The organism is Mesorhizobium sp. M0088 (genome assembly GCF_040322895.1).
GTDB lineage: Bacteria > Pseudomonadota > Alphaproteobacteria > Rhizobiales > Rhizobiaceae > Mesorhizobium.
The window spans coordinates 171,628-197,323 of the sequence record NZ_JAMYUI010000011.1; the positions used below are offsets into that span (position 1 = coordinate 171,628).

A 25,696-nucleotide genomic window follows, 5' to 3' on the forward strand; every position below is an offset into this window, starting at 1 on the left:
TTCCTGTCCAGCCCAATCCTCAAACTGCCTTCATCCACTTCGCCAGCCGGTGTGCCGCTTCCTCGACCTGATCGAGGCGGCGGTGGAAACACAACCGCAAAAACGCCTCGCCGCCGGGGCCGAAAGCGGTGCCTGGCGCCAGGCCGACATTGGCCTTGTCGACAATGTCGAAGGCAGCGGTGCGTGAATCGGTGATGCCGTCGACAGTGAAAAACAGATAGAACGCGCCCTGCGGCACCGTGAACCGGGCGCGGCCGGTGGCGCCGAGAATGCCGCAGACAAGGTCGCGCGCCTTGCGCGCCCGCTCCACCTGTTCGGCAACGAAGGCATCGCCCTCGTCAAGGGCGGCGGCCGCGCCGCGCTGCATGAACTGGGCGACGCCGGAGTTCGAATACTGGATCAGGTTCTCGAACACCTGCTGCAAGCTCGGATGCGTCTTGATCCAGCCGACGCGCCAGCCGGTCATCGCCCAGTTCTTGGAGAAGGAGTTGACATAGAGGATGCGGTCTTCCGCCGACGCGATGTCGAGGAAGGACGGCGCGCGGCCGTGGCCATAGTGGAACAGAGAATAGATCTCGTCCGCGATGATCCAAAGGTTTTTCGCGCGCGCCAGATCGAGGATGGCCTGCAAGGTCTCATGATCGGCGGTCCAGCCGGTCGGATTCGACGGCGTGTTGATGAACAGCGCCTTTGTGCGCGGCGTGATCGAAGCCGCGAGCTTCTCGACGTCGCAGGACCAGCCATTGCCGGAATGATCGAGCGTGACCGCGACTGGAATGGCTCCCGCTATCGCTGCCGCGGCATCGAAATTCGGCCAGGCCGGCGACAGATAGACAACCTCGTCGCCGGCACCGGCGAGCGCGTCGAGCGCCAGCTGGATGGCATGCATGCCGGAGCCGGTGACGATGAATTCTTCCTCCGGGAAGGTCTTGCCGAAATGCCTGGCATAGTAGCGGGAGAGCGCCTGCCTGAGATCGGGGATGCCCCTTTGCCAGGTGTAGAATGTCTCGCCACCGGCCAGCGCCTTCGACGCGGCATCGGTGATGAAGGCTGGCGTCGGAAGGTCGCCCTCGCCGGCCCAGAGCGGAATCATGCCTTCGCGCAGGCGGCCGTAATTGACGACGGCGACAATGCCGCTTTCGGGTGCCGCACGGGCCTCGGTGCGCAAGCTGTCGATCAGGGTCATGGGCGGATCCGTTTGGTCTGCGTTTTCGTCAGCGGTCCTTACCAGATGCGAAAACAGAAAACCCCGGCCGTGAACGACCGGGGTTTTGGTCCAGCAAATGCCGCCCGTGGTCAGCGCCTGGCGAGCAGATCGCGAATTTCAGTGAGCAGCGCGACGTCGGCGGGCGGCGGAGCGGCCGGTGCAGCGGGTTTCTCGCGCTCAAGCCGCTTGCGCATGTTGTTCACCGCCTTGACCATCAGGAAGATGATGAAAGCGAGGATGAGGAAGTTCAGCGCCACGGTGATGAAGCTGCCATAGGCAAAGACCGCGCCCTGCTTCTTGGCATCGGCCAGCGAGGTCGCATTGACGGCTGAGGACAATCCGAAGAAATAATTGTTGAAGTCCAATCCGCCGAAAATCGCACCGACGATCGGCATGATGATGTCGTTGACAAGGGAATCGACGATCTTGCCGAAGGCCGCGCCGATGATGACGCCGACCGCAAGGTCCATCACATTACCCTTGGAAATAAATTCCTGGAATTCTTTCAGCATTCGACCCTCCTTGTCGTGACTGGCCGAGCTGCCGTTTCCGTCCTTGCGACATCGACCTGAGACAACATAACAAAAACCTCCTGACGCAACATCGGCAAAAAGGAGAAAGCAACCGGTTTCTCCTTACCGGGAGCCGGCTAGGTTGCTCGCCAAGACCGACCCCGGTTCAGTTGTTCGAGACCCACGGTTCGGCAGGAGCAGCGTTGAATTTCTGGCAATCATAGGCGTTTTCGCCTATAATATTCTCATGAACATGCTCGAAACCATCAGCATTGACGTTTACCCGTGGGCGGCTCCGACAAAGGAGCAGCGCGCTTGGTTCGACGCGCTTTCGCCTGATGAGAAGCGGAAAGCGATTCAGGCGGCCATCGACGAAGGTTTTGAGAGCCCCGTCAGCGACAAGTCTATCGACGACATTATTCGGGAAGCGCGTGCCGAATTCCCGCATGCGTCATAGGATAACGCATCGCGCCGAACGCGATCTGAAAGACATTTACCGACACACCTTCGAAAACTTCGGCCACACTCAGGCCGAAAAGTATCTGCGTGAACTCGACGCGGTGTTTGAATTGCTCGGCGATTACCCGAATATGGGCAGGCTCTATGAAGGCAGGACCCATCAGTTCGTCCATGGCAAGCACATCATCCTCTATCGTATGGGTTCGGAGGAGATCATTGTCGGCCGCATCTTCCACGGCGCCCAGCGGCGATCTTCACCATAACGACATCGACACCGACGCGCCGGCCTGAGAACCGTCCTATGCAGCTCTGCGTCGTGGCAGGAGCGGATGCGCCAAATCGATCTGCGTTCCGAAATATACTGCAAGATCATCATCTACGCCCTCCGCCTGGAGTAGCTTCAAAGCATCGGGCTTTCCGCCCCATGGCCGATTGACGTGGGGCTGGCATTCAAACGCGAGCAGTTGCCGCATCCGCCGGCGGTCGAACCGGTGCTCGCGCGCTCCGGCGACGATAAGAGCGAGATACCAGTTATAGGGAATCAGCGTGATATCGGGCTTCTCCGCCAGGTATACGGTAGAGTCCACGATCTCTTTGGTATCACGCCGCCGCACTGGAAACCCATCGTTTCTGTAGTAGCCATTTCCGAGTCCCTCTGCCTCATCCAGATCGCCGCGTTCATGCACGGCAATTTCGAAAAGCACGCCCGGCTGCCTGATCCTCTTTCTCGCAGGGACCAAGTGCCCTTTGCCAGATCCGTCGAAGCTAGGCTTCGAAAACGTAAGGCGATGGCCTTCGGCGAAGGCAACACACACGGGCACCGTGCTTTTGCACCGCGCCTTGAGGCGTGCGGTCAGCATGTTTGATCCGTAGCCGAAGTAAAGGAAGCTTGGCATCTCCGATGCAATATCACAGCTAGGCGCGGCAGAGGAGCATCATTGCGCTGATTGCTATCGCCGGCCAGCAATATGATAGGATTTGGCATGACCGAATCTTCCGAACCCATCGCCGACAAGCCGGGGCCTGGCGTGCTCGTGGGAAACCTGGGCACAGCGATCAAGCTGACCGATTTGATGCTCAACGGCGTGAGCGCCGAAGCAGCGCGCGACGGCCAGACGATCAAGGTCTGGACGCGGCTCTGCCTCACATCGGACGACAGATTTTTCCATCGCATCGTAGAAGGACTGAGCGCCCATATCGAGCATCGCTCCGCGCAGGCCGGGCACCATACCAGCCTGACGAGGCCGAGCTTCATTCTGTTGGTGATTCATCCTGACAACACCGGCGATCTGTGGCTCGACGCGGCGGCTGTTTCACTCAAAATTCTGGCCAAGCGCTCGATGGGCGCCGGTACCGTAGTTTTCGAGAGCGATATTGCGGACGTCACGGCAATGTCGTTCCCGCTGGTTGAGATCGGGAAGGAGGATCGGGTCGTCTGCATCTTCAGAGAAGGCTGGCGGTTTGCGCTCTTTTTCGACTTCAATCCGAATGGCGATCTCGCAATCGAACACATGGAGAGGGACCTCGGGACGCTGCATCGCCGGCTCAAGTATCGCGATCTTTACGACGCCATCGCCGACGAAAATGTTTTCGCGCGACTTATCGAGGCGGGATGGTTTCCCTTTGTCGAGATTCTCGGCCGGGAGTTTCGTGAACTCGCGAACAATTGTGAAGCTGGTTTCGAACTTGACGACGTTGAGGCGAAGTTGCTCACGGCGTTTGATGCGAAGCGGGTAGAGACCATGTTCGCGCGGTGGATGGCCAAGCCGCATTTCGCAGGCAAGGAACGGCTGCTCCGGTCTGCGCTGAACAATTTCGCGTCGGGTGACTCTGTCGCCGTCCTGAAAATCGTTCTGACCGAAATCGAAGGCATTCTTGGCGCAGCTTATCGCAAAGCTCACGGCAAGGGAGCGCGGATCAAGAAGCTTCTCGAATTCGCGGTGCAGTCGGCGGAGAAAAAGGCGGGCCAGCCGGACACGCTGCTCTTTCCGTCAGCGTTTGCCCGTTACCTGAAGTCCCATACATTCGCGGAGTTCGATCCGGTGGCGCGAACAGGGAAGGCAAGTTCGCGCCACGCTGTCGGCCACGGCGAGGCGGATGCTGATAGCTACACCCAAGTGCGGGCGCTCCACGCTCTGCTCACACTCGATCAATTGGCTTTCTACACATGACTGGATTGGGGCTGGCCCCCATGACGCAGCCCCGGTTATGCCGCCAAAGCCGCAATGGACTCGGACGCCAAGCTGTGATTGCGTCCGGGCAAGCCGGATAGAAAGACGGCAGAGGAGGAAAGTCCAAGCGTGCAGGGCTTGTTCATCGTCATCATCGCGGTCGCCTATGTGACGCTGCTGTTTGCCATCGCCAGCCTCGGCGACCGCCGCTCGGCCATCTCCGAGCCGAGCCGGGGGCGGCCTTTCATCTACGCACTCAGCCTCGCTATCTACTGCACATCCTGGACTTTCTTCGGCTCGGTCGGTCTCTCTTCCGAACGCGGCCTCGAATTCCTCGGCATCTATACGGGCCCGGTGCTCGTCTTCGTGTTCGGCTTCCCACTGCTCAACCGCATCGTGCGGCTGGCCAAGACCGAGAAGATCACCTCGATCGCGGATTTCCTCGGCGCGCGCTACGGCAAGAGTTTCACCGTCGCGGCGATCGCCACGCTGATCGCCACCATTGGTGCGGTGCCCTATATCGCGCTGCAGTTGAAGGCGATCTCCGGTTCGGTCAGCCTGATGGTCGAGCACTATACGGGATCGCCGCCTTCGTTCGATCCCTTCGTCAGCGACATCTCGTTGGTCGTCGCCATGCTCCTGGCGCTGTTTGCGGTGCTGTTTGGAACCCGTCACGCCGACGCCACCGAACACCAGGACGGGCTGGTGCTGGCGGTGGCGGTCGAAACCGTGGTCAAGCTCGCCGCCTTCCTGGCGATCGGCCTGATGGTCACCTTCCTGATCTTCGGCGGCCCGGGCGACATGTTCGACAAGCTCGCCGAGAACGCGCAGGTCCGCCAGGCGATGAGCTACAACACTTCGCTCGCCACCTGGCTGGTGCTGACGTGCCTCAGCGGTTTTGCCATCATCATGCTGCCGCGGCAGTTCTACGTCACCATCGTCGAGAACCGCGGCGAGGCCGAACTGCGCACCGCGACATGGGTGTTCCCGCTCTACCTCGTGGCGATCAACCTGTTCGTGCTGCCGATCGCCTTCGCCGGCCTTTCGCTGGTCGGCACCGGAACCAGCAGCGATCTCTACGTGCTGTCGCTGCCCCTGTTCAGCGGCCATGATGTGCTGGCGATGGCGGCTTTCATCGGCGGCCTGTCGGCGGCGACGGCGATGGTGATCGTCGAAAGTGTGGCGCTGTCGATCATGATCTCCAACGACCTCGTCATTCCGCTGTTCGTGCGCCGCCTGCTCAAGACCTCGACCTCCGAGACCGAGGACTGGTCGACGCTCATCCTCAATGTGCGGCGCGGGGCGATCTTCATCCTCTTGTTCATCGCCTTCCTCTACTACCGCGAGAGCACTGACAGCGCGCGGCTGTCGTCGATCGGCCTGATGTCGTTCGCGGCCATCGCCCAGTTCGCGCCGGCGCTGATCGGCGGGCTGATCTGGCGCGGCGCCAATGGCCGGGGTGCGGCACTTGGCATGGTCGCCGGCATCCTCGTCTGGGGCTACACGCTGCTGTTTCCATCGCTTGCCGCCCCTGATACCGGCATCATCGTGCATGGGCTGTTCGGCTTCGAGGCGCTGCGGCCGCAGGCATTGTTCGGCACCGTCGCCGAACCGCTGAACCACGGCGTGCTGTGGAGCCTGTCGCTCAACGCGGTGTTCTTCGTGCTCGGTTCGCTGTCGCGCGCATCGGTGCCGCTGGAACGCATCCAGGCGTCGATCTTCGTGCCGCGCGATGCCGGCCCGATGCCAAGCCTGCGCCGCTTCCGCACCGCCATCACCGTCAACGACCTCAAGGACACGATCGGGCGCTATCTCGGCGTCGAGCGCACCGAGCGCTCCTTCCAGTCGTTCGAAAAGACCAACGGAACCTCGCTGCACGGCAATGAGCAGGCGAGCATGGACGTCATCCGCTTCTCCGAGCAATTGCTCGCCAGCGCCGTCGGTTCCTCCTCGGCGCGGCTGATCCTGTCGCTGCTGTTTCGGCGCCACGACCGCGAATCCCGAGATGCCTTCCGCTTGCTCGACGACGCCACCGAGGCGCTGCAGCACAACCGCGACCTGTTGCAGATCGCGCTCGACCAGATGGAACAGGGCATCACCGTCTTCGACCGCGATTTCCGCCTGATCTGCTGGAACCGCCAGTACCGGGCGCTGTTCGACCTGCCCGATGAGATGGGCCAGGTCGGCGTCTCGCTCGACCGCATCCTGCGCCATCTCGCCGAACGCGGCGACATCCCCGCCGATCAGCGTGTGGCCATGCTCAACCGCCTGACCAGTTTCGTCAGCCCATGGCAGATGGAACTGAAAACCTCGGGCCGCATCCTGGAACTGCGCTCCAACCCGATGCCGGACGGCGGCATCGTCGCCACCTATGCCGACATTTCCGGGCGCGTCGAGCAGGACCTGGCGCTGAAGCGTGCCAATGAATCGCTGGAGCAGCGCGTCAAGACCCGCACCATCGAGTTGACCCGGGTCAACGAGGAGTTGACCCGGGTCAATGAGGAGCTGGCGCAGGCGCAGATGCTGGCCGAGGAGGCCAATCTCGGCAAGACGCGCTTCCTCGCCGCCGCCGGCCACGACATCCTGCAGCCGCTCAACGCCGCCCGGCTCTATTGCTCCTCGCTGATCGAGAAGGCCGGCAAAGGGCCTGCCGGCAAGGCCGCCGTGAACATCGAATCCTCGCTGGAATCGGTCGAGACCATCCTCGGCGCCGTGCTCGACATCTCCCGCCTCGACGCCGGCGCGATGAAGCCGGACGATACCGCCTTCAACCTCGACGGATTGCTGCGCCAGATCGGCAACGACTTCCGGCCGCTCGCCGCCGAGAAGAAGCTCGCGCTGACCATCATGCCGTCATCGCTGACAGTGACGACGGACCGCAATCTGCTGCGCCGCCTGATCCAGAATCTCGTCTCCAACGCCATCAAATACACGCGCCACGGCCGCGTGCTGGTTGGCGTCAGACGGCGCGGCGATTTGGCCGAGATCCAGGTGATCGACACCGGCATCGGCATCGCCGGCGACAAGCTGAACACCGTCTTTCGCGAATTCACCCGGCTCGACGAGGGCGCGCGCGAGGCCGAGGGCCTCGGTCTCGGCCTCTCCATCGTTGACCGCATCGCCCGGGTGCTGCGGCTGGAGATCCGGATCTTTTCCAACCCTGGCAAGGGCACGCGCTTCTCCGTCATCCTGCCCGTCGCGGCCGTGCAGGAACCGCGGCGCGAGATCGACGCCAGGGTTCCTGCCCGCGCGACGGCTTCGCTGGCCGGACTGCATGTGCTGTGCATCGACAACGACGCCCGCATCCTAGAGGGCATGCGGCTCCTGCTCGAAGGCTGGGGTTGCAACGTCGACACCGTGTCCGGTTCAAAGGATCTGGAAAGCGTGGTGACACACCGCCCGGACATCGTCCTTGCCGACTACCATCTCGACGGCGAAACGGGTCTCGATATCATCGTCAGGCTGCGCGCGCTCCATGGCGACACCCTGCCGGCCGTGCTGGTCACCGCAGACCGCTCCAATGAGGTGCGCACGGCCGCCGGCGGGCTCGAGATTGCGGTGATCAACAAACCGCTCAAACCAGCGGTGCTGCGCTCGATGATGGCCAGGGTCAGGCCGCTGGCACCGGCGGCCGAATAGCATCAAAGGCGCTCGGTCTCAGCCCTTGGTGTCCGAGGGGAAGTCCTAGAGCATTTCACCGTTTCACGGAACGGCGATCTGCTCTAATTCTTTGTTTTAACGCAATTCTAGAAGGAAAACCGCTTCACACTTTTCCTAGAATTGCTCTAGGCCAGGCCGTCGACCATCTGGGAACTGCGGAACCGAGGCCGTCCGGCATTGCCCGCCACAGGCGGACGATGCTCGCGAAAGGCCATTGCAAGCGTCCTCAGCGCCTCGCGGGACTTGGCGTCCGTCAGCGTCGAAAGCAGCACGATCTCGGAAGGCGGCAGCGCCGGCAGCCCGAATTTCCGGCTGACCTCGATGGTGCCGGATGGGGCAAGCCGGCAGGAAAATACCGAGGCTGCGAGGCCGGCCGAGACGGCTTCGGCAACGGCGAAAGAGCCGCAGCCGAGGAACACCTCCGTCCACGATATTCCGACAGCGTCGAGCGCGCGGGTGGTGATGTTACGAATACCGCAGGATGGCGAGGATGCCGCCAGGCGCAGCGGCTCGTCGGCCCGGTGGACGAAGTCGGGCGCGGCGTACCAGCCGAAATGTTCGGGCGCCAGCACTTCACCATCGCGCCGGTCGTCCTCCCGGCGGATGATCGCCGCGTCGATCTCACCGCGATCGAAAGCATCCAGCAGGTCGCGCGAATCATCGAGCCGCACTTCGATGGTGAGCGCCGGGTCATGCGCATTGAGCCGCGCCAGCAATGTCGGGACTTCCGCGCCTCCGACATGGGTGGCGATGCCCAGTGTGAAGCGGCGGCGCACCGAAGACAGGCTGGCAATGGCGCGATCGTGTGCCGCGAGGAAGTCGCGTGCGGGCTGGAGAAACACCGCGCCCTGCGCCGACAAGCGCACCAGCCGAGGCGTGCGCTCGATCAATTTCTGGCCGACGCGCTCTTCCAGCCGCTTCAGCTTCACGCTGATTGCCCCTTGCGTGCTGCCAAGAGCCTCGGCCGCACGCGTAAAGCTCTGAAGATCGGCGATGGCGACGAATGTTTTCACAGCGTCTACGTCCAGCGTCATGTCAGCTATCCGCACTTGTTGTCTCTGAAATAGCCAACCATGCAATTCTAATATGATCAAGCCTCGCCTACCCTGGGCCATACGCGCGCCGGGCGAGCTGCAATGGATTCGCCGATTGCCGACAAATACGTTCGAAAGGTTGAATCATGCCCACTGTATTGACCCGCCGAGGCATCGTGGTTCTGTTTGCCGCCTGCCTGGCATGCCTGATGTTCGGCCTGGAGATTTCAAGCGTTCCCACGATCCTGCCGACACTGGAGCAGGTTCTGCACGCCGACTTCAAGCAACTGCAATGGGTGATGAACGCCTATACGATTGCGGTCACGACGGTGCTGATGGCGGTCGGCACGATCGCCGATCGTTACGGGCGCAAGCGTGTCTTTCTGGTCGCCATCGCCGCCTTCGGCCTGACATCACTGATCTGCGGCGTCGCCGAAAGCGTCTCCACGCTCATCGTCGCCCGGTTTCTGCAGGGCCTGAGCGGCGGTGCGATGCTGATCTGCCAGCTTGCCGTGCTGTCGCATGAATTCCGGGAAGGGCGCGAACGCGCCGTCGCATGGGGCTGGTGGGGCGTCATCTTCGGCACCGGTCTCGGCTTCGGCCCCATCATCGGCGGCGGCATCGTCGCGGTCTCGAGCTGGCAATGGGTGTTTCTTGTCCACGTGCCGGTTGCGGCGCTGGCGTTCGCCCTCGCTCTGATGGGCGTCCACGAATCGAAGGATCCACAGGCGGGCAAGCTCGACGTAGCAGGCATCCTGACGCTGTCGCCGTCGGTTTTCTGCCTCGTTTTCTACATCATCCAGGGGCCGGATCTGGGTTTCTCCAGCCCTGCCGCGCTGGCGATCCTCGGTATCTCGATAGTGAGCTTCATCGCCTTCCTCATTGCCGAGAAGGTCAGCCAGCGGCCGATGTTCGATTTCTCGGTCTTCCGGATCCGGCCCTTTTCGGGCGCCATCGTCGGCTCTGCCGCGATGAACCTCAGCTATTGGCCTTTCATGATCTACCTGCCGATCTGGTTCCACGCCGGGCTCGGCTATGACACCGTCTCCACCGGCCTTGCCCTGCTTGCCTACACGCTGCCGACGCTTGTGCTGCCGCCGTTGGCAGAGCGCTTTTCGCTGCGTTATCGGCCCGGCATCATCATTCCGGCGGGCCTCGTCATCATCGGCGTCGGGTTCATCCTGATGAAGCTCGGCAGCGCCGCCGCGCAACCGGACTGGCTGACGATGCTGCCCGGCTGCCTGATCGCGGGGATGGGTCTGGGAATAACCAACACACCTGTCACCAACACGACGACGGGTTCCGTTTCGAGCGATCGCGCCGGCATGGCCTCCGGCATCGACATGACCGCGCGCATGGTTTCATTGGCGCTGAACATCGCGGTGATGGGCTTCATCCTGGCCAGCGGTGTGCTGGCGCATCTGGGGCATGCGCTGCCCGACCTCGACGCTGCCCAATTGCGTCTTCTCGCCGAAGCTATCGCTGCTGGAAACCCCATCTCCGGGCTCGCCGGGACCGTCGCCCAGGATGCGCTGCGCAACGGCTTTGGCTGGGTCATGCTCTATGGCGGGATCGGCGTCTGGATCATGGCCGCCATCAGTTTCGCAAGCTTCAACGGCCGGCCGGTGCGGCGGACGGAGGTTCAGTGCTCTGATTGAACACTACAATGATCGAACAGGCGCCCTGGCGATCAACCCGCCGGCTGCAGCGGGTCGCTGCCGATCTTGGACAGCAGGATCACCGCCTGCGTGCGGCTGTCGACGCCGAGCTTCTGCAGGATGGCGGAGACATGCGCCTTGATGGTAGCCTCCGATACACCGAGTTCATAGGCGATCTGCTTGTTGAGCAGGCCCTCGGCCAGCATGCCCAGCACCCGTGTCTGCTGCGGCGTCAGAGCCTGCAGCCGCTTGATGAGGTCCGATATTTCGGGATCGCGCTCGATGCCGAGATCGACGCCGGCTGGTGCTGCGATGTCGCCGGCAAGCACCGATTGCACGGCGCTGCGGATCTCCTCCATGCTGGCCGACTTGGAGATGAAGCCGGAAGCGCCGAGATCGAGCGCCCGCCTGATGGTCGCCGGATCGTCATGCGCCGACACCACGACCAGCGGCACCGCCGGATGGATGCCACGCAGCGAGACCAGGCCGGACAGGCCGCTGGCGCCCGGCATCGACAGGTCGAGCAGCACCAGATCGACGTCCTCGTTGGCCACGACCAGCGCCTTGGCGCTCTCGAAATCGCCGGCTTCATGGATGGCGGCGACGTTGCCGATGCCGGCGAGCGCTTCGCGCAGCGCACCGCGAAACAGCGGGTGATCGTCGGCGATGACGAAAGAATAGCCTGCCGGCAAATGTCCCTCCCCAAATCCCCGATGATTTTTGGCTTTTCGGGTTCAATTGGACGATTATGAGGGGCTGCGCGCTGTTTTCAAGCGGCAAAGCCAGCGCGCCGCCTCCCCTGGTTGAAGCGCTCAGGTCTTCTGAGCGCCGTCGTCCTTGTCCATATCCTTGACGATGCCCATGAAGCCGCGCAGGAAGCGCTCCATGTAGCTCATGGTCTTGTTGAAATCCTCCTCGCTCGGCAGTTTCGATTCGAGGCGGGCGGAGAGCGAATTCTCGAGCTTGGTGACGCGCTCGTCCATCGCCTTCATCGAGGTTTGCAGGCGGTCGACCTCGTCCTGGAAAGCAGCGCGTTCGTCGGCCGCCATCTTGCAGACGAGCTGGCCCGAACGTTCCTCGCAGATCGACATGGCGCCGGTCTGCGTATCGATACGGACAAAGCCGCTATCGGACTTTTCCAGGCGGTAGCGGTCGGTCTCTTCCGAATAAGCTGAAGCCGCGACCAGCGAAACGAGCGCGGCGGGGATCAAGATGTGCTGCAGACGCATGTTGTCCTCCATGGCCAAGGCCTCAGATATCGCATGTTTGCGCCGGAAATGGGGAAGACCCTTGGCGTGGCCTTTCCCGAATGGCTGGTTCGGAATCTTTTTGACGCAATTCCCAAGGGAAAGCGCTATGCGCTTTTCCCGGGAAAACCGTTTCACACTTTTCCTGGAACTGCTCTATAGCGCAACCATGTCTCAGATTATCTACAAGATAACCCCGCAAGCGCCTTGGCGCGAGGCCGAAACGCATGGTCGCTTCACCGGCGCGCCGATCGATGTCGCCGATGGCTTCATCCATTTCTCAACGGCAGCACAGGTCAGGGAAACGGCGGCAAAGCACTTTGCCGGCCAGACGGACCTTCTGCTGGTCGCCATCGACGGCGCCGGCCTGGGCGCTGCGCTGAGATACGAGGTCTCGCGCGGCGGCGCGCTGTTTCCGCATCTTTATGGCCCGCTGGACCTCAAGGCCGTGCTGTGGGTCCGGCCACTGCCGCTTGGCGCCGATGGTGTGCACCAGTTCCCGGCACTGGAGGGGCAATGAGCGTGCTCGACCGGCTCGGCCAGAAGCTGCTGTTCGCCTTCGATCCGGAAACCGCGCATGGCATGTCGATTGCGGCGCTGCGATGCGGCCTGCCGGTCGGTGCGCGGACGACGCTCGACGCGCGGCTGAAGGTCAGCGTCTGCGGCCTCGATTTCCCCAATCCGATCGGCATGGCGGCCGGCTATGACAAGAACGCCGAGGTTCCGGACGCGTTGCTTGGCCTGGGCTTCGGTTTCGCCGAGGTCGGTACCATCACGCCGTTGCCGCAGGCCGGCAATCCGAAGCCGCGTATCTTCCGGCTGACTGCCGACGATGCGGTGATCAACCGATTGGGCTTCAACAATGAAGGCCATGCAGCGGCCGAAAAACGCCTTGCCGCACGCAAGGGGCGCTCCGGCATCGTCGGTGTCAACATCGGAGCCAACAAGGACAGCAGCGACCGCATCGGCGACTATGAGCGCGGTGTCGCCCGGTTTGCGCAATACGCCAGCTATCTCACCGTCAACATCTCCTCGCCCAACACGCCGGGCCTGCGCAACATGCAGGCGCGCGAGCAGCTTGGCGAACTCTTGTCGCGTGTCATGGCCGCGCGCGCCGCGGCAACGGCGCAGCCGCCGGTGTTCCTGAAGATCGCGCCGGACCTGGTCGAGGCAGAGCTGGAGGACATCGCCGCCGAGGTCACCGAAAAGCAGGTGGACGGCGTCATCGTCTCCAACACCACCATTTCCCGACCGCCATTGCGCAGTAGCGACACCGCGCGCGAGACCGGCGGGCTCTCCGGAAAGCCGCTGTTCGAGCGTTCGACCATCGTGCTGGCGAAGATGCGCAAGCTGCTCGGACCGGACCGCGCCATCATCGGCGTCGGCGGCGTCGATTCCGCCGATACGGCGCTTGACAAGATCCGTGCGGGTGCTGATCTGGTCCAGCTCTACACCGGCATGATTTATGCCGGGCCTTCACTGCCAGGCCGTATCCTTTCCGGAATGGTCCGTTTCGTCGAAAAGGAACGGCTGAAGTCGATTTGCGAGTTGCGCGGCAGCCGCCTCGACTTCTGGGCGTCCAGGCAACTCTGAGCCTGCTCTCAGGAGCGTAGATTGCGACTGACGGCCCGCTCGCAAATGGCGCCGCCGATGGCAGGCAACACGCCGAAGAGAAGCAATTGCGCGGTGCCGCCGATGCCAGAAACCGCGGAGAGAATGAACGCAGCGAGCAATCCCAACGCCGCGCCCAAGACATATGGCAGGTAGCTTCGCATAAGCTCGCCCTGGAACAATTGGTGCATCAAGTCTGTTGGAAATCGACTGGAAGTGCAAGTGCATCCGACCGCACAGCAGGGCAACGAACTCGGTTTAACGGGTTGCTTCGGAGCCTCGCCGGCGCATTGGCTGACGGAGCATCAAACGAAAAACCCGCCTGTGCGGCGGGTCACTGGCGCAAATCAGCACCATGGCCAAAAATGTACCATAGCTGAGATCACCGAGTCAAGAAAAAATTCCTATCGCGAACAGGTGCCGTTCGCTGCCTGGACGGCGCAGGGCCTTCCGGAGGGCACCGTCTAAAAGGCCGTCCGCACCCTGAGCCGCAGGATCGTCAGCAGGCTGAAGCCTCGCACCAGCAGGAAGACGTGCAGCGCCGCCCACAGTCCATTGTTGCCGAAGGCGGGCGCAAGGGTCAGCAGCGCGGCCGCGAAAACCAGGAACGACAGCAGCATCATGTTGCGCATGTCGCGGGACCAGGTCGCGCCGATGAAGACGCCATCCATCTGGAACGCCAGCACACCGCTCAGCGCCGTGAATGCCGCCCATGGCAGGTAGATGTCGGCCACCGAACGGACTTCCTCCGATGTCGTCACGAGAGCGACCAGATTGGCGCCACCAGACAGCATTACCAGCGTCGCGGCTCCCGCCAGTCCGAAACCCCAAAACAGCGTCAGCCGCACGGCCTGGCGGAACGGTGCGGCGGCACGTGCGCCGACGGCACGGCCCGCCAGCTGTTCGGCGGCGGTGGCAAAGCCGTCGAGGAAATAGCCGGCGACGAGGAAGAAGTTCATCAGCACGGCGTTGGCGGCCAGCGTCACCGTGCCGAACTGCGCGCCCTGGCGGGTGAACAATGCGAAGGCGGCGAGCAGCGAGAACGAGCGGATCATGATGTCGCGGTTGAGCGACATCATGCGCAGGAAGGCGGCCATGTCGAGCAGGCGGTGGCGCGGCAAGGATGGGGCGGCCCGGAACCGGCGGATAACGATCGCCAGGCCGAGCAGCATGGCCAGGAACTCACCGGTGACGGTCGCCCAGGCAACGCCGGCGACACCCCAGCCAAGTTCCAACCCAAGCACGAAGCAGAGCGCGATGTTGATGCCGTTCAGCACCAATTGCAGCATCAGCCCAAGCCCGCCCTCGCCGCGCCCCAGCACATAGCCGAGGATGGCGTAGTTGATCAGCGAGAACGGCGCCGCGAGCAGCCTGATCCTGATGTAGACGCCCATCGCCTCGCTGACGCGCGGTTCGGCGCCCATGAACTTTTGCCCGGCGATGGCGACCAGCGGCGCAAGGGCAGCGAGCACGATGCCGGCGATAACCGCGATCAGCACGGCGCGCCAGAACACCGCCTGTTCCTCCAGGGCGTCGCCGCGCCCAAACGCCTGTGCGACGAGCCCGGTGGTGCCCGAGCGCAGGAAATTGAAAGAGGTGAAGACGACGTCGAAGATCAATGCGCCGGCCGCCAGGCCGCCAAGCAAGGCGGCATCGCCGAACTGGCCGATGACAGCCGTGTCGACCAGGCCGAGCATCGGCGTCGTCAGATAGGCAAGCGTCATCGGCACGGCGATGGCGAGCACGGAGCGATTGGTGACGACAAATGATCCGGGGTTGATTGGGGATCTGGCGTCGGCTGGGGTTGCACCCTGGTCCAAGGATTGCTGCCTTGCTGATTGCGGCTTGATCGAACTACCGATGTGCCTCATTTTCCAGCCACCGCGCAATCACTCTTCCCGTGACGGCCAACCGAATCCCCGGCCTGGCGCGAGCCGCCGGATCCAGTTCATGCCCCTGCAGATCGTCCATCATCCCGACTACGACGCCGGCTTCGCCGTCAACCATCGCTTCCCGATGAGCAAATATCCCCTGCTGATGGAGGCGTTGCGTTCACGTGGCCTCGCCGGCCCCGACGCGCTCAGCACCGCCGAACCGGCACCGGTGTCATGGCTGGAGCTTGCCCATGCGGCGGACTATGTCGACCAAGTCGTCAACTGCCGCGTGGCCGAGAAGATCGAGCGCGAGATCGGTTTTCCGATCGGACCCCGCGTCTCGCTGCGCGCGCAGCTTGCCACCGGCGGCACCGTGCTGGCGGCGCGGCTGGCCTTGCGCCACGGTATCGCCTGCAACACCGCCGGCGGCAGCCACCATGCGCGGCGCGCGCAAGGCGCGGGCTTCTGCACCTTCAACGATGTCGCCGTGGCCGCATTGGTGCTGCTCGCCGAAGGCGCGGCACGCAACATCCTGGTCGTCGATCTCGACGTGCATCAGGGCGACGGCACGGCGGATATTCTCGCTGATGATCCGCGCGTGCTCACCTTTTCCATGCATGGCGACCGCAACTACCCCGTGCGCAAGATCGCCTCCGACCTCGATGTCGCGCTGCCCGACGGCACGGGTGACGCCGCTTACATTGAGAGGCTCACCGCCATCCTGCCGGAACTGTCCACCCGAGCGCATTGGGACATCGTGTTCTACAATGCCGGCGTCGACGTCCATGCCGAGGACCGGCTTGGCAGGCTGTCGCTATCGGATGACGGTCTGCGCGCCCGCGACGACATGCTGATCAGCCACTTTCGCACGCGGGGCGTTCCGGTGTGTGGCGTCATCGGCGGTGGCTATTCAACTGATGTGCCCGCACTCGCGGCGCGCCACGCCATCCTGTTCGAGGTCGCCGCGGGCTACGCCCGATGGTACGATCTTGTCCAAAAACCGGGTGCCAGGGTTCGCTGACGCGGACCTGCGGTTCGGGATCATGCTCTACTTCCGGTAGTTGGCGAGCCTCAACAGGATGAAGGCCGGCACGACGATAGCCGCGCCCAGCAGGATATAGCCGAGGAAACGGTCGATGGCGTGGAAGCCGAGATTCCACAGGTCCATGAAGAATTTGCGGATGCCGTAGAGCACATCCATCGGCGACCAGCCGAAGGCGTTCATGACCAGGCCGACGAGGAAAGACACCACCAGCAGTTTCAGGATCACCTTGAGCGGCGAGTCGCCAAGAAAGCGCGTCAATGCGGACAAGGCCCGTCTCCAGATTGAGGTACCCAGGCTAGAGGGCGTCAGCCAGACATACGCACTTGGCTTGTCCGCTTCAAGCCGGGAGTTCTGCGGGGTAGCGAGACACCGAGCATAGTGTGGCCGCAAGCCGAGCCCAGGCGCATGGCAGACTGCCGGCTACTGCCGCACCGATCCCGCTGGCTTATCTGTTTTCTAACCAATTGCCGCTATTCCCAATCGGATAGCGGGAGCAAGGCTTTGGTGGAGACGGAGAGAAACACCGCGCGACGCGGCGTCATGCTGTCGGTGGTCATCCCATGCTACAACGAGCTGGATGGCGTGGCCGAACTGCATCGGCGGGTAACGGCCGCATGCCTTGAACAAGGCCCTTCCTACGAGATCGTCCTTGTTATCGATGGCGCGACCGACGGCACGCGCGAGGCCATTCTCCAGCTGGCCGAAAAGGACGACCATGTCGTCGCCATCGACCTTGCCCGCAATTACGGCCACCAGATCGCGTTGAGCGCCGGGCTCGAATTCTGTCGCGGCCAGCGCATTCTCATTCTCGATGCCGACCTGCAGGATCCGCCTGAACTGCTCGGCGCGATGATGACGAAGATGAACGAAGGCTTCGATGTGGTCTACGGCCAGAGGCTGACGCGCGATGGCGAAAGCTGGTTCAAGCTCGCCTCCGCGTCCATGTTCTATCGCTTGCTGCGCCGGATGGTCGACGTCGACATAGCCCCCAATACCGGCGATTTCCGGCTGATGAACCGTCGCGCGCTCGACCATCTGAACGCGATGCCAGAGCGTTACAGGTTTATTCGCGGCATGGTGAGCTGGATCGGGCTGAAACAGGTGGCTTTCCCCTATGAGCGGCACCGCCGCTTTGCCGGCACCACCCACTATCCGCTGAAGAAAATGCTTCTTCTGGCGGTCGACGCGATGACCAGCTTCTCCATCGTGCCGTTGCGGTTCGCCTCGCTGCTCGGAATGATGTTCGGGCTTCTGGGCCTGGTCGTGCTCGGCTACACGCTGCTCGAATGGTCGGTCGGAAACGTGTTGCCCGGCTGGACCAGCCTTGCCGCGATCGTGCTGATCCTCGGCAGCGTCCAGCTTATGGTGCTCGGGATCTTCGGCGAGTATCTCGGGCGCATGTACATGGAGACAAAGCGGCGGCCGCTCTACTTCGTCAACGAGATCGTTTCGCGCAGCCAGGCAGTGGAGGACGGCGAATTGCCGGTCCATCGCCTGCAGGAGATGGCAAAGAGGGCCGCACGTGCTTGAGGCGGAGTTCGACCGGTTTGCGCGGGAATATCAGGAGCAGCATGCCGCAAGCATAAGGCTGAGCGGCGAAAACCCGGATTTCTTCGCCAGGTACAAGATCGACGACGTCGCCGCGACGCTGCGGCGGGCCGGTGTCGAACCGCGACGAATACTGGATTTCGGCGCCGGCGTCGGCAATTCGCTAGGCCATATGCGCAACGCGTTTCCCGACGCGGAGATCACCTTGCTCGATCCTTCGCGGGAATCGCTCGACATCGCCAGCAAGCGCTTTCCCGGCCAGGCCGCCTTCACGCATTTCGACGGCAAGACAATTCCCTTTGCCGACGGCAGCTTCGACCTGGCCTTCGCGGCCTGCGTCTTCCACCATATTCCCGAGAACCTGCAGATCGGGCTGTTCGCCGAGATCGGCAGGGTGCTGGCCGATGGCGGCAGCTTCTTCGTCTTCGAACACAATCCCTGGAACCCGCTGACCACGCACGCGGTGAGAAACTGTGCCTTCGACGAAAACGCGGTTTTGATAAATTCGCGCGAGATGCGCAGGCGCATGGCCGAGGCGGGCCTTGCCAACACGAGGATCGTCTACCGGATTTTCTTTCCTCGGATGCTTGCGAGACTGAGGCCGTTCGAGCGCTTCCTCACCAAGGTACCTGTCGGAGCCCAATATTTTGCGCATGTGGTCAAGCCTGCCGTTTGACTTCCCGAGGATGCTGCGATTTGGCGCCGTCGGTCTGTTGAACACGGCGCTGGGATACGCGGTCATCCTGGCCGGGCTTGCGCTCGGTCTGGGCGACATCCTTGCCAACGCCACGGGTTATGCCGCCGGCCTTGTCCTCGGCTTCTTCCTCAACCGCCAATGGACCTTCAGCAGAGCCGATGGCTTCCAGCCCGGAACCGCGCTGCGCTACGGGGGTGTCTTTCTGGTCGCCTACAGCATCAATCTGGCCGTCGTGATCGCCGCCCGTTCGGCAGGCATCGTCGAAAACCCGCTGGTCCACCTCGCGGGAATCTGCGTCTATTCGGTGGTTTTCTATCTTGGCTCGGCCCGCTTCGTGTTTGTGGGACGTGGGGACGACAGCACCGACCGCACAGTTCGGGTGGCCGACAAGCCTCGGCGGCAGTCCGCCAGTCCAACACCTTGAACCCAACTGTCACCGGAACCGATCAGAGGCGGCGCATCATGAACGACGCTCAGGCCAGTGTGGCGGCCGCGACATACAACGAGCGGAACAGGCTGATCTTCTGCCTGCTCGCGGCCTTGGCGATGGCGGGTGCGTTGGCTGCCCAGGCAGGCGCCACCCTGCAGGATCCCGACAGCTGGTGGCAAGTGAAAGTCGGTCTCGATTTCCTGACAAACCGGACATTTCCGACGGTCGATCCTTACTCCTACACGTTTGCCGGCCAGCCCTGGATTGCCAAGGAATGGCTGGGGCAGGTCCTGCTGGCTCTTGCCTACCGGGCGGGCGGCTGGAACGGGGTCGTCACCGCGATCATCGCCTCGATCTCCCTGACGGTTTTCCTCATGGGGTGGTTTCTCAGCGCATGGCTGAAACCGATCCTGGCGATTACACTGGCCTTCGCGGCGGTGTTCCTGATCAACCCGATCTTCACGGCGCGTCCGCATGTCTTCACCTTCCCGATCATCGTCATCTGGACGGCGGTGCTGTTCGGTGCGGCAAGGGAAGAACGGGCGCCGCCCTGGTGGCTGCTTGTGCTGGTCGTATTATGGGCGAACCTGCACGCCACCTTCACCTTGAGCTTCGTCATCGCGGCTTTCGCCGGTCTCGATCTGCTGGCGCGCACGGGCCTGTCAAAACCGGCCCTGCTGGCGAAGTGGATCGCGTTCGGCCTGCTTTGCCCGCTGGTCACCCTGATCCACCCGTACGGCGTCCAGGCCATCCTGGCGACGCTCGCCGTGGCTTATGGCAATGAGGCAGTGTCGCTGATCATGGAATGGAAACCGTTCAATCCGCCGGACAGTCCCGTCCAGGAAGCGGTGATGCTGCTGGCGCTTTTCGGGCTATTGGTGTCCCGATTGCGAATTGGCTGGGCCAAGGCGTTGTTCGTCGTCTTCACCTTGCATGTCTATCTCGCCCATGTGCGCTTCATGTATCTGTTCTTCCTGCTGATTCCGCTGGTGATGGCGGCAGAGGTCGCACAGCAATATCCCTCGCTTTCAGCCACCGCATGGCTGGCCGAAAAGCGCGACGGGCTGGAGAGATTCTTAGCCAGACGGTTCTACGCCATCTGCGGCACGGCAGCCGTTCTGCTGATTGGCGGGGTCGCTGTGCTCGGCAGCGTCTATCAGGTAGCGCCAAGTCCGAAGACATCGGCCAGCGGGGCGCTGGCATTCGCGCAAAGCCATCACCTATCCGGCAACGTGCTGAATTCCTACAATTTCGGCGGCACGCTGATTTTCCACGGGTTCAAGACCTATATCGACGGACGGACGGACCAGCTGTTCCTCGGCGGTTTCACAAAGAGCGATAACGACACCGGACGCGGCGACGGCAAGCCGCTCCTCGAAGCCCGCCTGAAGAAATACGCAATAGATTGGGCGCTGCTATCGGCCGACGACAGCCGCATTCCCTTCTTCGACCAGTTGGGCTGGAAACGGGCCTATTCGGACGACTACGCGGTAATCTATCTGCCCGGCGCCTGATCCCGGTGCGTTCCTGGCGAATTTCGCGACAGCAATATATGCCTTGACACCCATGTTGCAGCGCAGCAAAATTGCTGCCTGAGGGTAAGCCTGTGAGATCGACGAGCCGGGATTTTCAGCACGATCGACGACATCGCCGCATGAGCGTGTCGGGTGCGGCCGCACGGATCCTTGTGGTCGCGCGCGGGCCGGCCGGATGAACTACCGGCGCGACATCGACGGTCTGCGGGCCGTTGCGGTGCTGCCTGTCGTGCTCTTCCATTTCGGCGTGTCCGCCATTCCCGGCGGCTTCACCGGTGTCGACATCTTCTTCGTCATATCGGGCTATCTGATCAGCGGCAGCCTGCTCGATGATCTTGAGCGGGGCCAATTCTCGATCGGCCGCTTCTACTGGCGCCGCGCACGGCGCATCCTGCCGGCGCTGACCTTCGTCATCCTGCTCGCGAGCATTGCCGCCTGGTTCATCCTTCTGCCTTCGGATCTCCACGAATTCAGCCTCAGCGTGATCGCCGCCTCGACCTTCTGGTCGAACATCTATTTCTGGAAAACGACGAACTATTTCTCCATCGACGCCGAACTGCGGCCGCTCCTGCACACATGGTCGCTTTCGGTGGAAGAGCAGTATTATATCTTCGCGCCGATCCTCCTTTATCTGATCTACCGATACGTCTCGAAGCGCTGGCTGACGGTACTTCTGCCGATGGCCATCGGCAGCTTTGCCCTGGCAGTCATAGCAACCTCGCTGGCACCGACGGCAGGGTTCTATCTCTTGCCGACGCGCATATGGGAGCTGGCGCTGGGCGCCATGCTGATGTTGCGGAAGCCTCCGGTCCTAGCCAGTCGGCTGGCGGCGGACCTGATCGGCCTCGCCGGCTTTGCCCTCATTGCATTTGGCTTTGTGATGATTTCGGACAGCGATCCGTTTCCCGGCTACAATGCCCTATTCCCCTGCATCGGAACAGCTCTGCTGATCTATGCTGGCCAGGATAGCGCCGACAGGCCGGCACCTGTCGCCACTCGCGTGCTTCGGTTGGCGCCGCTGGTCTGGGTCGGCCTCATTTCCTATTCGCTTTACCTCGTCCACTGGCCAATCAACTCCTTCGTCCATTATCTCTCCCTGAAGACTGTCGGTGTGCCAACGATTATCGCGATGACGGTTGCCAGTTTCGCCTTGGCGGCATTCTCCTGGAAATACGTCGAGCAACCCTTCCGCCACAAACGAGCCTATACCGCCCCGCTGCCCATCTTCGCCTTTTCGGCGACGGCAATCGTGCTGCTGTGCGCCGGTGGTTTGGCCGGCGTACTGGGCAACGGTTTCCCGCAACGGTTTCCGGATTTCTCGACCGAACGTATCCGGGTCGGCGACTGGCGCAACGGCATCTGTTTCAACGAAAACGGGACCCGCATCGAAGACTGGAACCTTGCCGACTGCACCCGTACAACGGGCTTTGCCACCAATGTGCTGCTGTGGGGCGATTCTTTCGCTGCCCACTATGTTCCGGGACTTGAGCCCAACGCCCAGAAAATCCAGGCCAATGTCATCCAATACACCTATGCCGGCTGTCCGCCCGACCTGACCTATTTTTCCTATGCTCGGCCCGCCTGCACCCGCTTCAACGAACGGGCCTTGTCGATCATTCGCGACGCCAACATCCAGGCGGTGATCCTGAGCGGCCGATGGACCGACTACCAGGCCAGGGGCTTCGACGGCCTGCAGAAGACGATCGATCGGCTTCGCGGGATGGGGGTCAAGGTCTATACCGTCGGCCAGTCTCCGGAATTCATCGCCGACGTCCAGAAGATCGCTTTCTTGGTGAGACGGGAGCATGCCGGAACCACATCCTGGCCGATGGCTATGGATCCGGACATCAACGCACGGGTTCTGCCGTTCACCAAAGGGGCCGATTTCATAGATCCGCTGACGTATCTGTGCGACTCGGCCGGTTGTTCATACGCCGACGCCACGACCAATGAATTTCTCTACTTCGACTATGGCCACTTCTCTTCCGCCGGCGCGACGCTGGCCATCTCGAAATACTGGCCAAGCTTCGCCACCAGCAATGAGGTCGCGGAGGCAAAACGGCAATTCACGGCCGCGGGCGCGCCGTGATCCGCAGCACGACCGTCGTGAGAACAGACCGCTTTGCGATTGCCCGAAGGCTAACCCTCATGGTAACGAGGGCGCACGCGGGTATGATGTAATGGTAGCTTGTCAGCTTCCCAAGCTGAACGCGAGGGTTCGATTCCCTCTACCCGCTCCAGTCTAAGGCGTCAGAACCATTTCAGCGCCTGCCTGTTCGTCGAACACAACCGAGCAGCCTCGCGCAAGCGCCACCGTTGCGAGGGCGTTTGCCGCCACGTCATCCGATGAAACGAAATCGCCGGTCAACACCCGCAATTCTTCAACACCTTCAGCCATGGAAACGAAATTCCCGACCGATCGATCGTGCTTGCAGGCCTCGATCACGCAAAGCAGATCGATGATTTCGAAGCTGCGCATGTTCAGCCTCCAGAAGAAATCGTCCCTTGCAAGATCATGAACGCATCGGCGGGAAATAATGTTCCCAGCTCGCTTTCGCCAGCCTCGGCCTGGCGGTGCTTTCGCCGGACAACCTTACCCGAGCGAGCCATCATCCCACTTCCCTCAGAATGAAGTCGTGCAGCATCTTGGCGGCCGGCGACAGTGCGCGATTCCTGACCGTGATCAGGCTGTAGGGCCTGACCTCGATGTCGAATTCGGTCTGGACGACGTCGATGGCGCCGGCCAGCCCGTCAGGGTTCTGGATGAATTTCGCCACCTGGACAGAGACCGGTGCGATGGCATCGGATTGCGCGACCATGACCAGGGTCAGGAGCAGCGAACTGGTGTTCAGGATACGGTCCGGCAAAGCGATGTTGCGGTTGAGGAAGTTGCTCTCCATGGCCTGGCGCAAGGGCGAGCCGCCAGACTGGAAGACCCAGTCATAGGCGGCGGTCTCTTCCAGCCGCACCGCCTCGCCCTTGGTGAGCGGATGGCCCCGGCGCACGATCAGGCAGGCCTTCTCGACGCCGATGACGCGCGACTCGAACAGCCGCGGATTGAGATCGTCCGGGATGCGGGCGATGATGAAGTCATGGCGCGTGGCGATCAGCTCGCGTGCCAGCACATTGGAGGTCTCGACCTGCATGGTGATCTCGATGCGCGGATAGATGCGGCGGATTTCACGAATTGCCGGCACCGCCAGCTCGATTGCAGGCGCGGTCACGGCACCCAGGAAAACCGAACCACCCTTGCCCGCCTTGAGCTCGGAAATCTCGCGGTCCACCTCACGCATCTCCAGCAGGATCGAGCGCGCCCGCCTGGCCAAAGCCTTGCCGTATGGCGTCAAGGTGATACCGCGCGGCAGCCTCTCGCACAGCTTGACCTCCAGCACCGCCTCCATCTCTGCGATCATGCGCGAGGCCGCCGGCTGCGAAATGTTCAGAACCTGGGCTGCTGCGCTGACCCGGCTGTGGTCGTCTAGCGCGACGATCATGCGCATGTGACGCAGACTGAGACCGCTGCGCAGCAGGGTTTCGCCATCGCCCCGTGCTTCTCTGTAACCATTTGAAGCTGTTGTCGGATTCCCGGGCCGCGCCATCGCTTTTCCCTGCCTTCTGCTCGTGTAAGGCCGACCTTGGAGTCAGCCCGTCACGTCCCAATACATATACCAACCATGATATAGCAACCATCAAAGATCGCATTTGACAGTTATGGCAAAGACCCACACCCTCCGCGCGTTCCAAGACGTGACGGTCGCTGACGAGAATAATCGTATCGATTGGATCAGCGTCTCGGGGCCATGGGAGGATACCGGAGATCGATATGACGGCAGCAGTGCCCTTGGCGCTTCTGCACGATTGCGCGGCCCGCGACCCCCGGGGTGCCGCGTCCATCAAACAGGGAGAGTTAAAGTGAAAATCATCAAGACACTGGCCGCCGTCGCGGCCCTTGGCATCGCTGCCATGACCTACTCGGCGCACGCAGCCGACAAGGGTCTTGTCGGCGTGCTGATGCCGACCAAGACCTCGCAGCGCTGGATCAATGATGGCGACGCCGTCAAGTCCCAGCTCGAGGCTCTCGGCTACACCGTCGACCTGCAATACGCGCAGGACGACATCCCCAACCAGCTCAGCCAGCTGGAAAACGAAATCACCAAAGGCCCGAAGGCGCTGATCATTGCTTCGATCGACGGCACCACCCTGTCGGATGCTCTGCAGAAGGCCGCTGACGCGGGCGTCGTCGTCGTCGCCTATGACCGCCTGATCAAGAAGACCGCCAATGTCGACTACTACACCACCTTCGACAATTTCGGCGTCGGCGTGATCCAGGCGAATTCGCTGGTTAAGGGCCTCAAGGAGCGCTTCCCGAACACCAAGCCGTGGAACGTCGAACTGTTCGGCGGCTCGCCCGACGACAACAACGCCTTCTTCTTCTACGACGGCGCCATCTCCGTCCTGCAGCCGCTGATCGACGACGGCTCGATCAAGATAAAGTCCGGCCAGACCGGCATGGACAAGGTCGGCACGCTGCGCTGGCTCGCCGCCACCGCCCAGGCGCGCATGGACAATCTGCTGTCGGCCAACTATTCGGACGGCAGCCGCGTCGATGGCGTTCTGTCGCCCTATGACGGCCTGTCGCGCGGCATCACAGCCTCGCTGCGCGCCGTCGGTTACGGCACGGACGCACAGCCCTGGCCGATCGTGACTGGCCAGGATGCCGAGACCGCCTCGGTCAAGCTGATCATCACGGGCGAGCAGTACTCGACCGTGTTCAAGGACACCCGCGAACTGGCCAAGGCCACCGTCGAGCTCGTCGACAAGGTGCTCTCGGGCGGCAAGCCGGACGGCCTCGATGAAAAGACCTACAACAACGACGTCAAGGTCGTCCCCTCGATCCTGTTGACGCCGCATGAGGTCGACAAGTCGAACTACCAGGCGCTGGTCGTCGACTCCGGCTACATCAAGGCCGACGAACTGAAGTAACCCGGTTACAAAGTCAGGGGTCCTG

25 protein-coding genes and 1 tRNA gene are annotated in these 25,696 nt (G+C 62.3%); 15 read left to right on the forward strand and 11 right to left on the reverse strand.

Translation table 11 applies throughout. The annotated features are described in order from the left end of the window. Nucleotides 1-19: 19 nt before the first annotated feature. The gene (locus tag NKJ67_RS15410) at nt 20-1,186 is read right to left on the reverse strand and encodes a pyridoxal phosphate-dependent aminotransferase (protein WP_352581852.1); all 1,167 of its coding nucleotides are present in this window, start codon (nt 1,184-1,186) and stop codon (nt 20-22) included. A gap of 110 nt (nt 1,187-1,296) precedes the next feature. Then, on the reverse strand, nt 1,297-1,719 hold the full coding sequence (gene mscL, locus NKJ67_RS15415; RefSeq protein ID WP_027038576.1) for a large conductance mechanosensitive channel protein MscL: 423 nt from the start codon (nt 1,717-1,719) through the stop codon (nt 1,297-1,299). Between the two features lie 142 nt (nt 1,720-1,861). Here mscL and NKJ67_RS15420 point away from each other — a divergent pair, with 142 nt between their 5' ends. Then, nucleotides 1,862-2,176, forward strand: coding sequence for a hypothetical protein (locus NKJ67_RS15420; protein ID WP_352581853.1), 315 nt, complete (start codon nt 1,862-1,864; stop codon nt 2,174-2,176). Continuing rightward, the gene (locus NKJ67_RS15425; protein WP_127321224.1) at nt 2,166-2,441 is read left to right on the forward strand and encodes a type II toxin-antitoxin system RelE/ParE family toxin; all 276 of its coding nucleotides are present in this window, start codon (nt 2,166-2,168) and stop codon (nt 2,439-2,441) included. The genes NKJ67_RS15420 and NKJ67_RS15425 overlap by 11 nt, the downstream gene beginning before the upstream one ends. A gap of 36 nt (nt 2,442-2,477) precedes the next feature. On the opposite strand, the gene NKJ67_RS15430 is transcribed toward NKJ67_RS15425, so the two are convergent. Then, nucleotides 2,478-3,074, reverse strand: a complete 597-nt coding sequence (locus NKJ67_RS15430; RefSeq protein ID WP_352581854.1) for a gamma-glutamylcyclotransferase family protein — start codon at nt 3,072-3,074, stop codon at nt 2,478-2,480. 87 nt (nt 3,075-3,161) lie between these two features. On the opposite strand from NKJ67_RS15430, the gene NKJ67_RS15435 reads away from it, so the two are divergent. Next, nucleotides 3,162-4,349, forward strand: coding sequence for a hypothetical protein (locus NKJ67_RS15435; protein WP_352581855.1), 1,188 nt, complete (start codon nt 3,162-3,164; stop codon nt 4,347-4,349). A gap of 129 nt (nt 4,350-4,478) precedes the next feature. Next, complete coding sequence (locus NKJ67_RS15440) at nt 4,479-7,988, forward strand: PAS domain-containing hybrid sensor histidine kinase/response regulator (RefSeq protein ID WP_352581856.1); 3,510 nt, start codon at nt 4,479-4,481, stop codon at nt 7,986-7,988. Between the two features lie 146 nt (nt 7,989-8,134). Here NKJ67_RS15440 and NKJ67_RS15445 read toward each other — a convergent pair whose 3' ends face one another. Then, nucleotides 8,135-9,043, reverse strand: coding sequence for a LysR family transcriptional regulator (locus NKJ67_RS15445; RefSeq protein ID WP_164748869.1), 909 nt, complete (start codon nt 9,041-9,043; stop codon nt 8,135-8,137). 146 nt (nt 9,044-9,189) lie between these two features. Here NKJ67_RS15445 and NKJ67_RS15450 point away from each other — a divergent pair, with 146 nt between their 5' ends. Next, a complete protein-coding gene (locus NKJ67_RS15450; protein WP_256745976.1) occupies nt 9,190-10,701 on the forward strand; it encodes an MFS transporter in 1,512 nt (503 codons plus the stop codon). Between the two features lie 32 nt (nt 10,702-10,733). Here NKJ67_RS15450 and NKJ67_RS15455 read toward each other — a convergent pair whose 3' ends face one another. Then, nucleotides 10,734-11,393, reverse strand: coding sequence for a response regulator transcription factor (locus tag NKJ67_RS15455; RefSeq protein WP_023813893.1), 660 nt, complete (start codon nt 11,391-11,393; stop codon nt 10,734-10,736). 120 nt (nt 11,394-11,513) lie between these two features. Then, nucleotides 11,514-11,930 carry a hypothetical protein gene (locus tag NKJ67_RS15460; RefSeq protein WP_127266720.1) on the reverse strand — a complete coding sequence of 139 codons (417 nt, stop codon included), beginning with the start codon at nt 11,928-11,930 and terminating at the stop codon, nt 11,514-11,516. A gap of 187 nt (nt 11,931-12,117) precedes the next feature. On the opposite strand from NKJ67_RS15460, the gene NKJ67_RS15465 reads away from it, so the two are divergent. Beyond that, a complete protein-coding gene (locus NKJ67_RS15465; protein WP_063173552.1) occupies nt 12,118-12,468 on the forward strand; it encodes a DUF952 domain-containing protein in 351 nt (116 codons plus the stop codon). Then, the gene (locus NKJ67_RS15470) at nt 12,465-13,541 is read left to right on the forward strand and encodes a quinone-dependent dihydroorotate dehydrogenase (protein WP_256745975.1); all 1,077 of its coding nucleotides are present in this window, start codon (nt 12,465-12,467) and stop codon (nt 13,539-13,541) included. Before NKJ67_RS15465 ends, NKJ67_RS15470 begins: the two co-directional genes overlap by 4 nt. A gap of 8 nt (nt 13,542-13,549) precedes the next feature. Here NKJ67_RS15470 and NKJ67_RS15475 read toward each other — a convergent pair whose 3' ends face one another. Continuing rightward, nucleotides 13,550-13,723, reverse strand: coding sequence for a hypothetical protein (locus tag NKJ67_RS15475; protein ID WP_164748943.1), 174 nt, complete (start codon nt 13,721-13,723; stop codon nt 13,550-13,552). Nucleotides 13,724-14,023: 300 nt separating this feature from the next. Next, nucleotides 14,024-15,379 (reverse strand): MATE family efflux transporter, encoded by a 1,356-nt coding sequence (locus NKJ67_RS15480; protein ID WP_352581857.1) that lies wholly within the window; start codon nt 15,377-15,379, stop codon nt 14,024-14,026. Nucleotides 15,380-15,509: 130 nt separating this feature from the next. Between NKJ67_RS15480 and NKJ67_RS15485 the strand changes: the two genes are divergently transcribed. Further along, a complete protein-coding gene (locus tag NKJ67_RS15485) occupies nt 15,510-16,454 on the forward strand; it encodes a histone deacetylase family protein (protein WP_352581858.1) in 945 nt (314 codons plus the stop codon). Nucleotides 16,455-16,481: 27 nt separating this feature from the next. On the opposite strand, the gene NKJ67_RS15490 is transcribed toward NKJ67_RS15485, so the two are convergent. Next, complete coding sequence (locus tag NKJ67_RS15490) at nt 16,482-16,745, reverse strand: DUF6460 domain-containing protein (RefSeq protein ID WP_013533620.1); 264 nt, start codon at nt 16,743-16,745, stop codon at nt 16,482-16,484. A 273-nt stretch (nt 16,746-17,018) separates the two neighbouring features. Here NKJ67_RS15490 and NKJ67_RS15495 point away from each other — a divergent pair, with 273 nt between their 5' ends. From NKJ67_RS15495 to NKJ67_RS15520, 6 genes are all read left to right on the forward strand, one after another. After that, a complete protein-coding gene (locus NKJ67_RS15495; protein ID WP_185929007.1) occupies nt 17,019-18,008 on the forward strand; it encodes a glycosyltransferase family 2 protein in 990 nt (329 codons plus the stop codon). Further along, nucleotides 18,001-18,702 (forward strand): class I SAM-dependent methyltransferase, encoded by a 702-nt coding sequence (locus NKJ67_RS15500; RefSeq protein ID WP_256745972.1) that lies wholly within the window; start codon nt 18,001-18,003, stop codon nt 18,700-18,702. The genes NKJ67_RS15495 and NKJ67_RS15500 overlap by 8 nt, the downstream gene beginning before the upstream one ends. A gap of 10 nt (nt 18,703-18,712) precedes the next feature. Further along, nucleotides 18,713-19,147, forward strand: coding sequence for a GtrA family protein (locus tag NKJ67_RS15505; RefSeq protein ID WP_281062076.1), 435 nt, complete (start codon nt 18,713-18,715; stop codon nt 19,145-19,147). 38 nt (nt 19,148-19,185) lie between these two features. Beyond that, entirely contained in the window at nt 19,186-20,667 is a 1,482-nt protein-coding gene (locus tag NKJ67_RS15510) for a hypothetical protein (RefSeq protein WP_352581859.1), read from the forward strand. 196 nt (nt 20,668-20,863) lie between these two features. Beyond that, a complete protein-coding gene (locus NKJ67_RS15515; protein WP_352581860.1) occupies nt 20,864-22,777 on the forward strand; it encodes an acyltransferase family protein in 1,914 nt (637 codons plus the stop codon). A gap of 77 nt (nt 22,778-22,854) precedes the next feature. After that, a tRNA-Gly gene (locus NKJ67_RS15520) sits at nt 22,855-22,928 on the forward strand. Between the two features lie 2 nt (nt 22,929-22,930). Here NKJ67_RS15520 and NKJ67_RS15525 read toward each other — a convergent pair. Both NKJ67_RS15525 and NKJ67_RS15530 read right to left on the reverse strand, forming a co-directional pair. Then, the gene (locus tag NKJ67_RS15525; protein ID WP_127266711.1) at nt 22,931-23,167 is read right to left on the reverse strand and encodes a hypothetical protein; all 237 of its coding nucleotides are present in this window, start codon (nt 23,165-23,167) and stop codon (nt 22,931-22,933) included. 130 nt (nt 23,168-23,297) lie between these two features. Further along, entirely contained in the window at nt 23,298-24,287 is a 990-nt protein-coding gene (locus tag NKJ67_RS15530; protein ID WP_127266710.1) for a LysR family transcriptional regulator, read from the reverse strand. 313 nt (nt 24,288-24,600) lie between these two features. On the opposite strand from NKJ67_RS15530, the gene chvE reads away from it, so the two are divergent. Continuing rightward, nucleotides 24,601-25,671, forward strand: a complete 1,071-nt coding sequence (chvE, locus tag NKJ67_RS15535) for a multiple monosaccharide ABC transporter substrate-binding protein (protein ID WP_127266709.1) — start codon at nt 24,601-24,603, stop codon at nt 25,669-25,671. Nucleotides 25,672-25,696 lie beyond the last annotated feature (25 nt).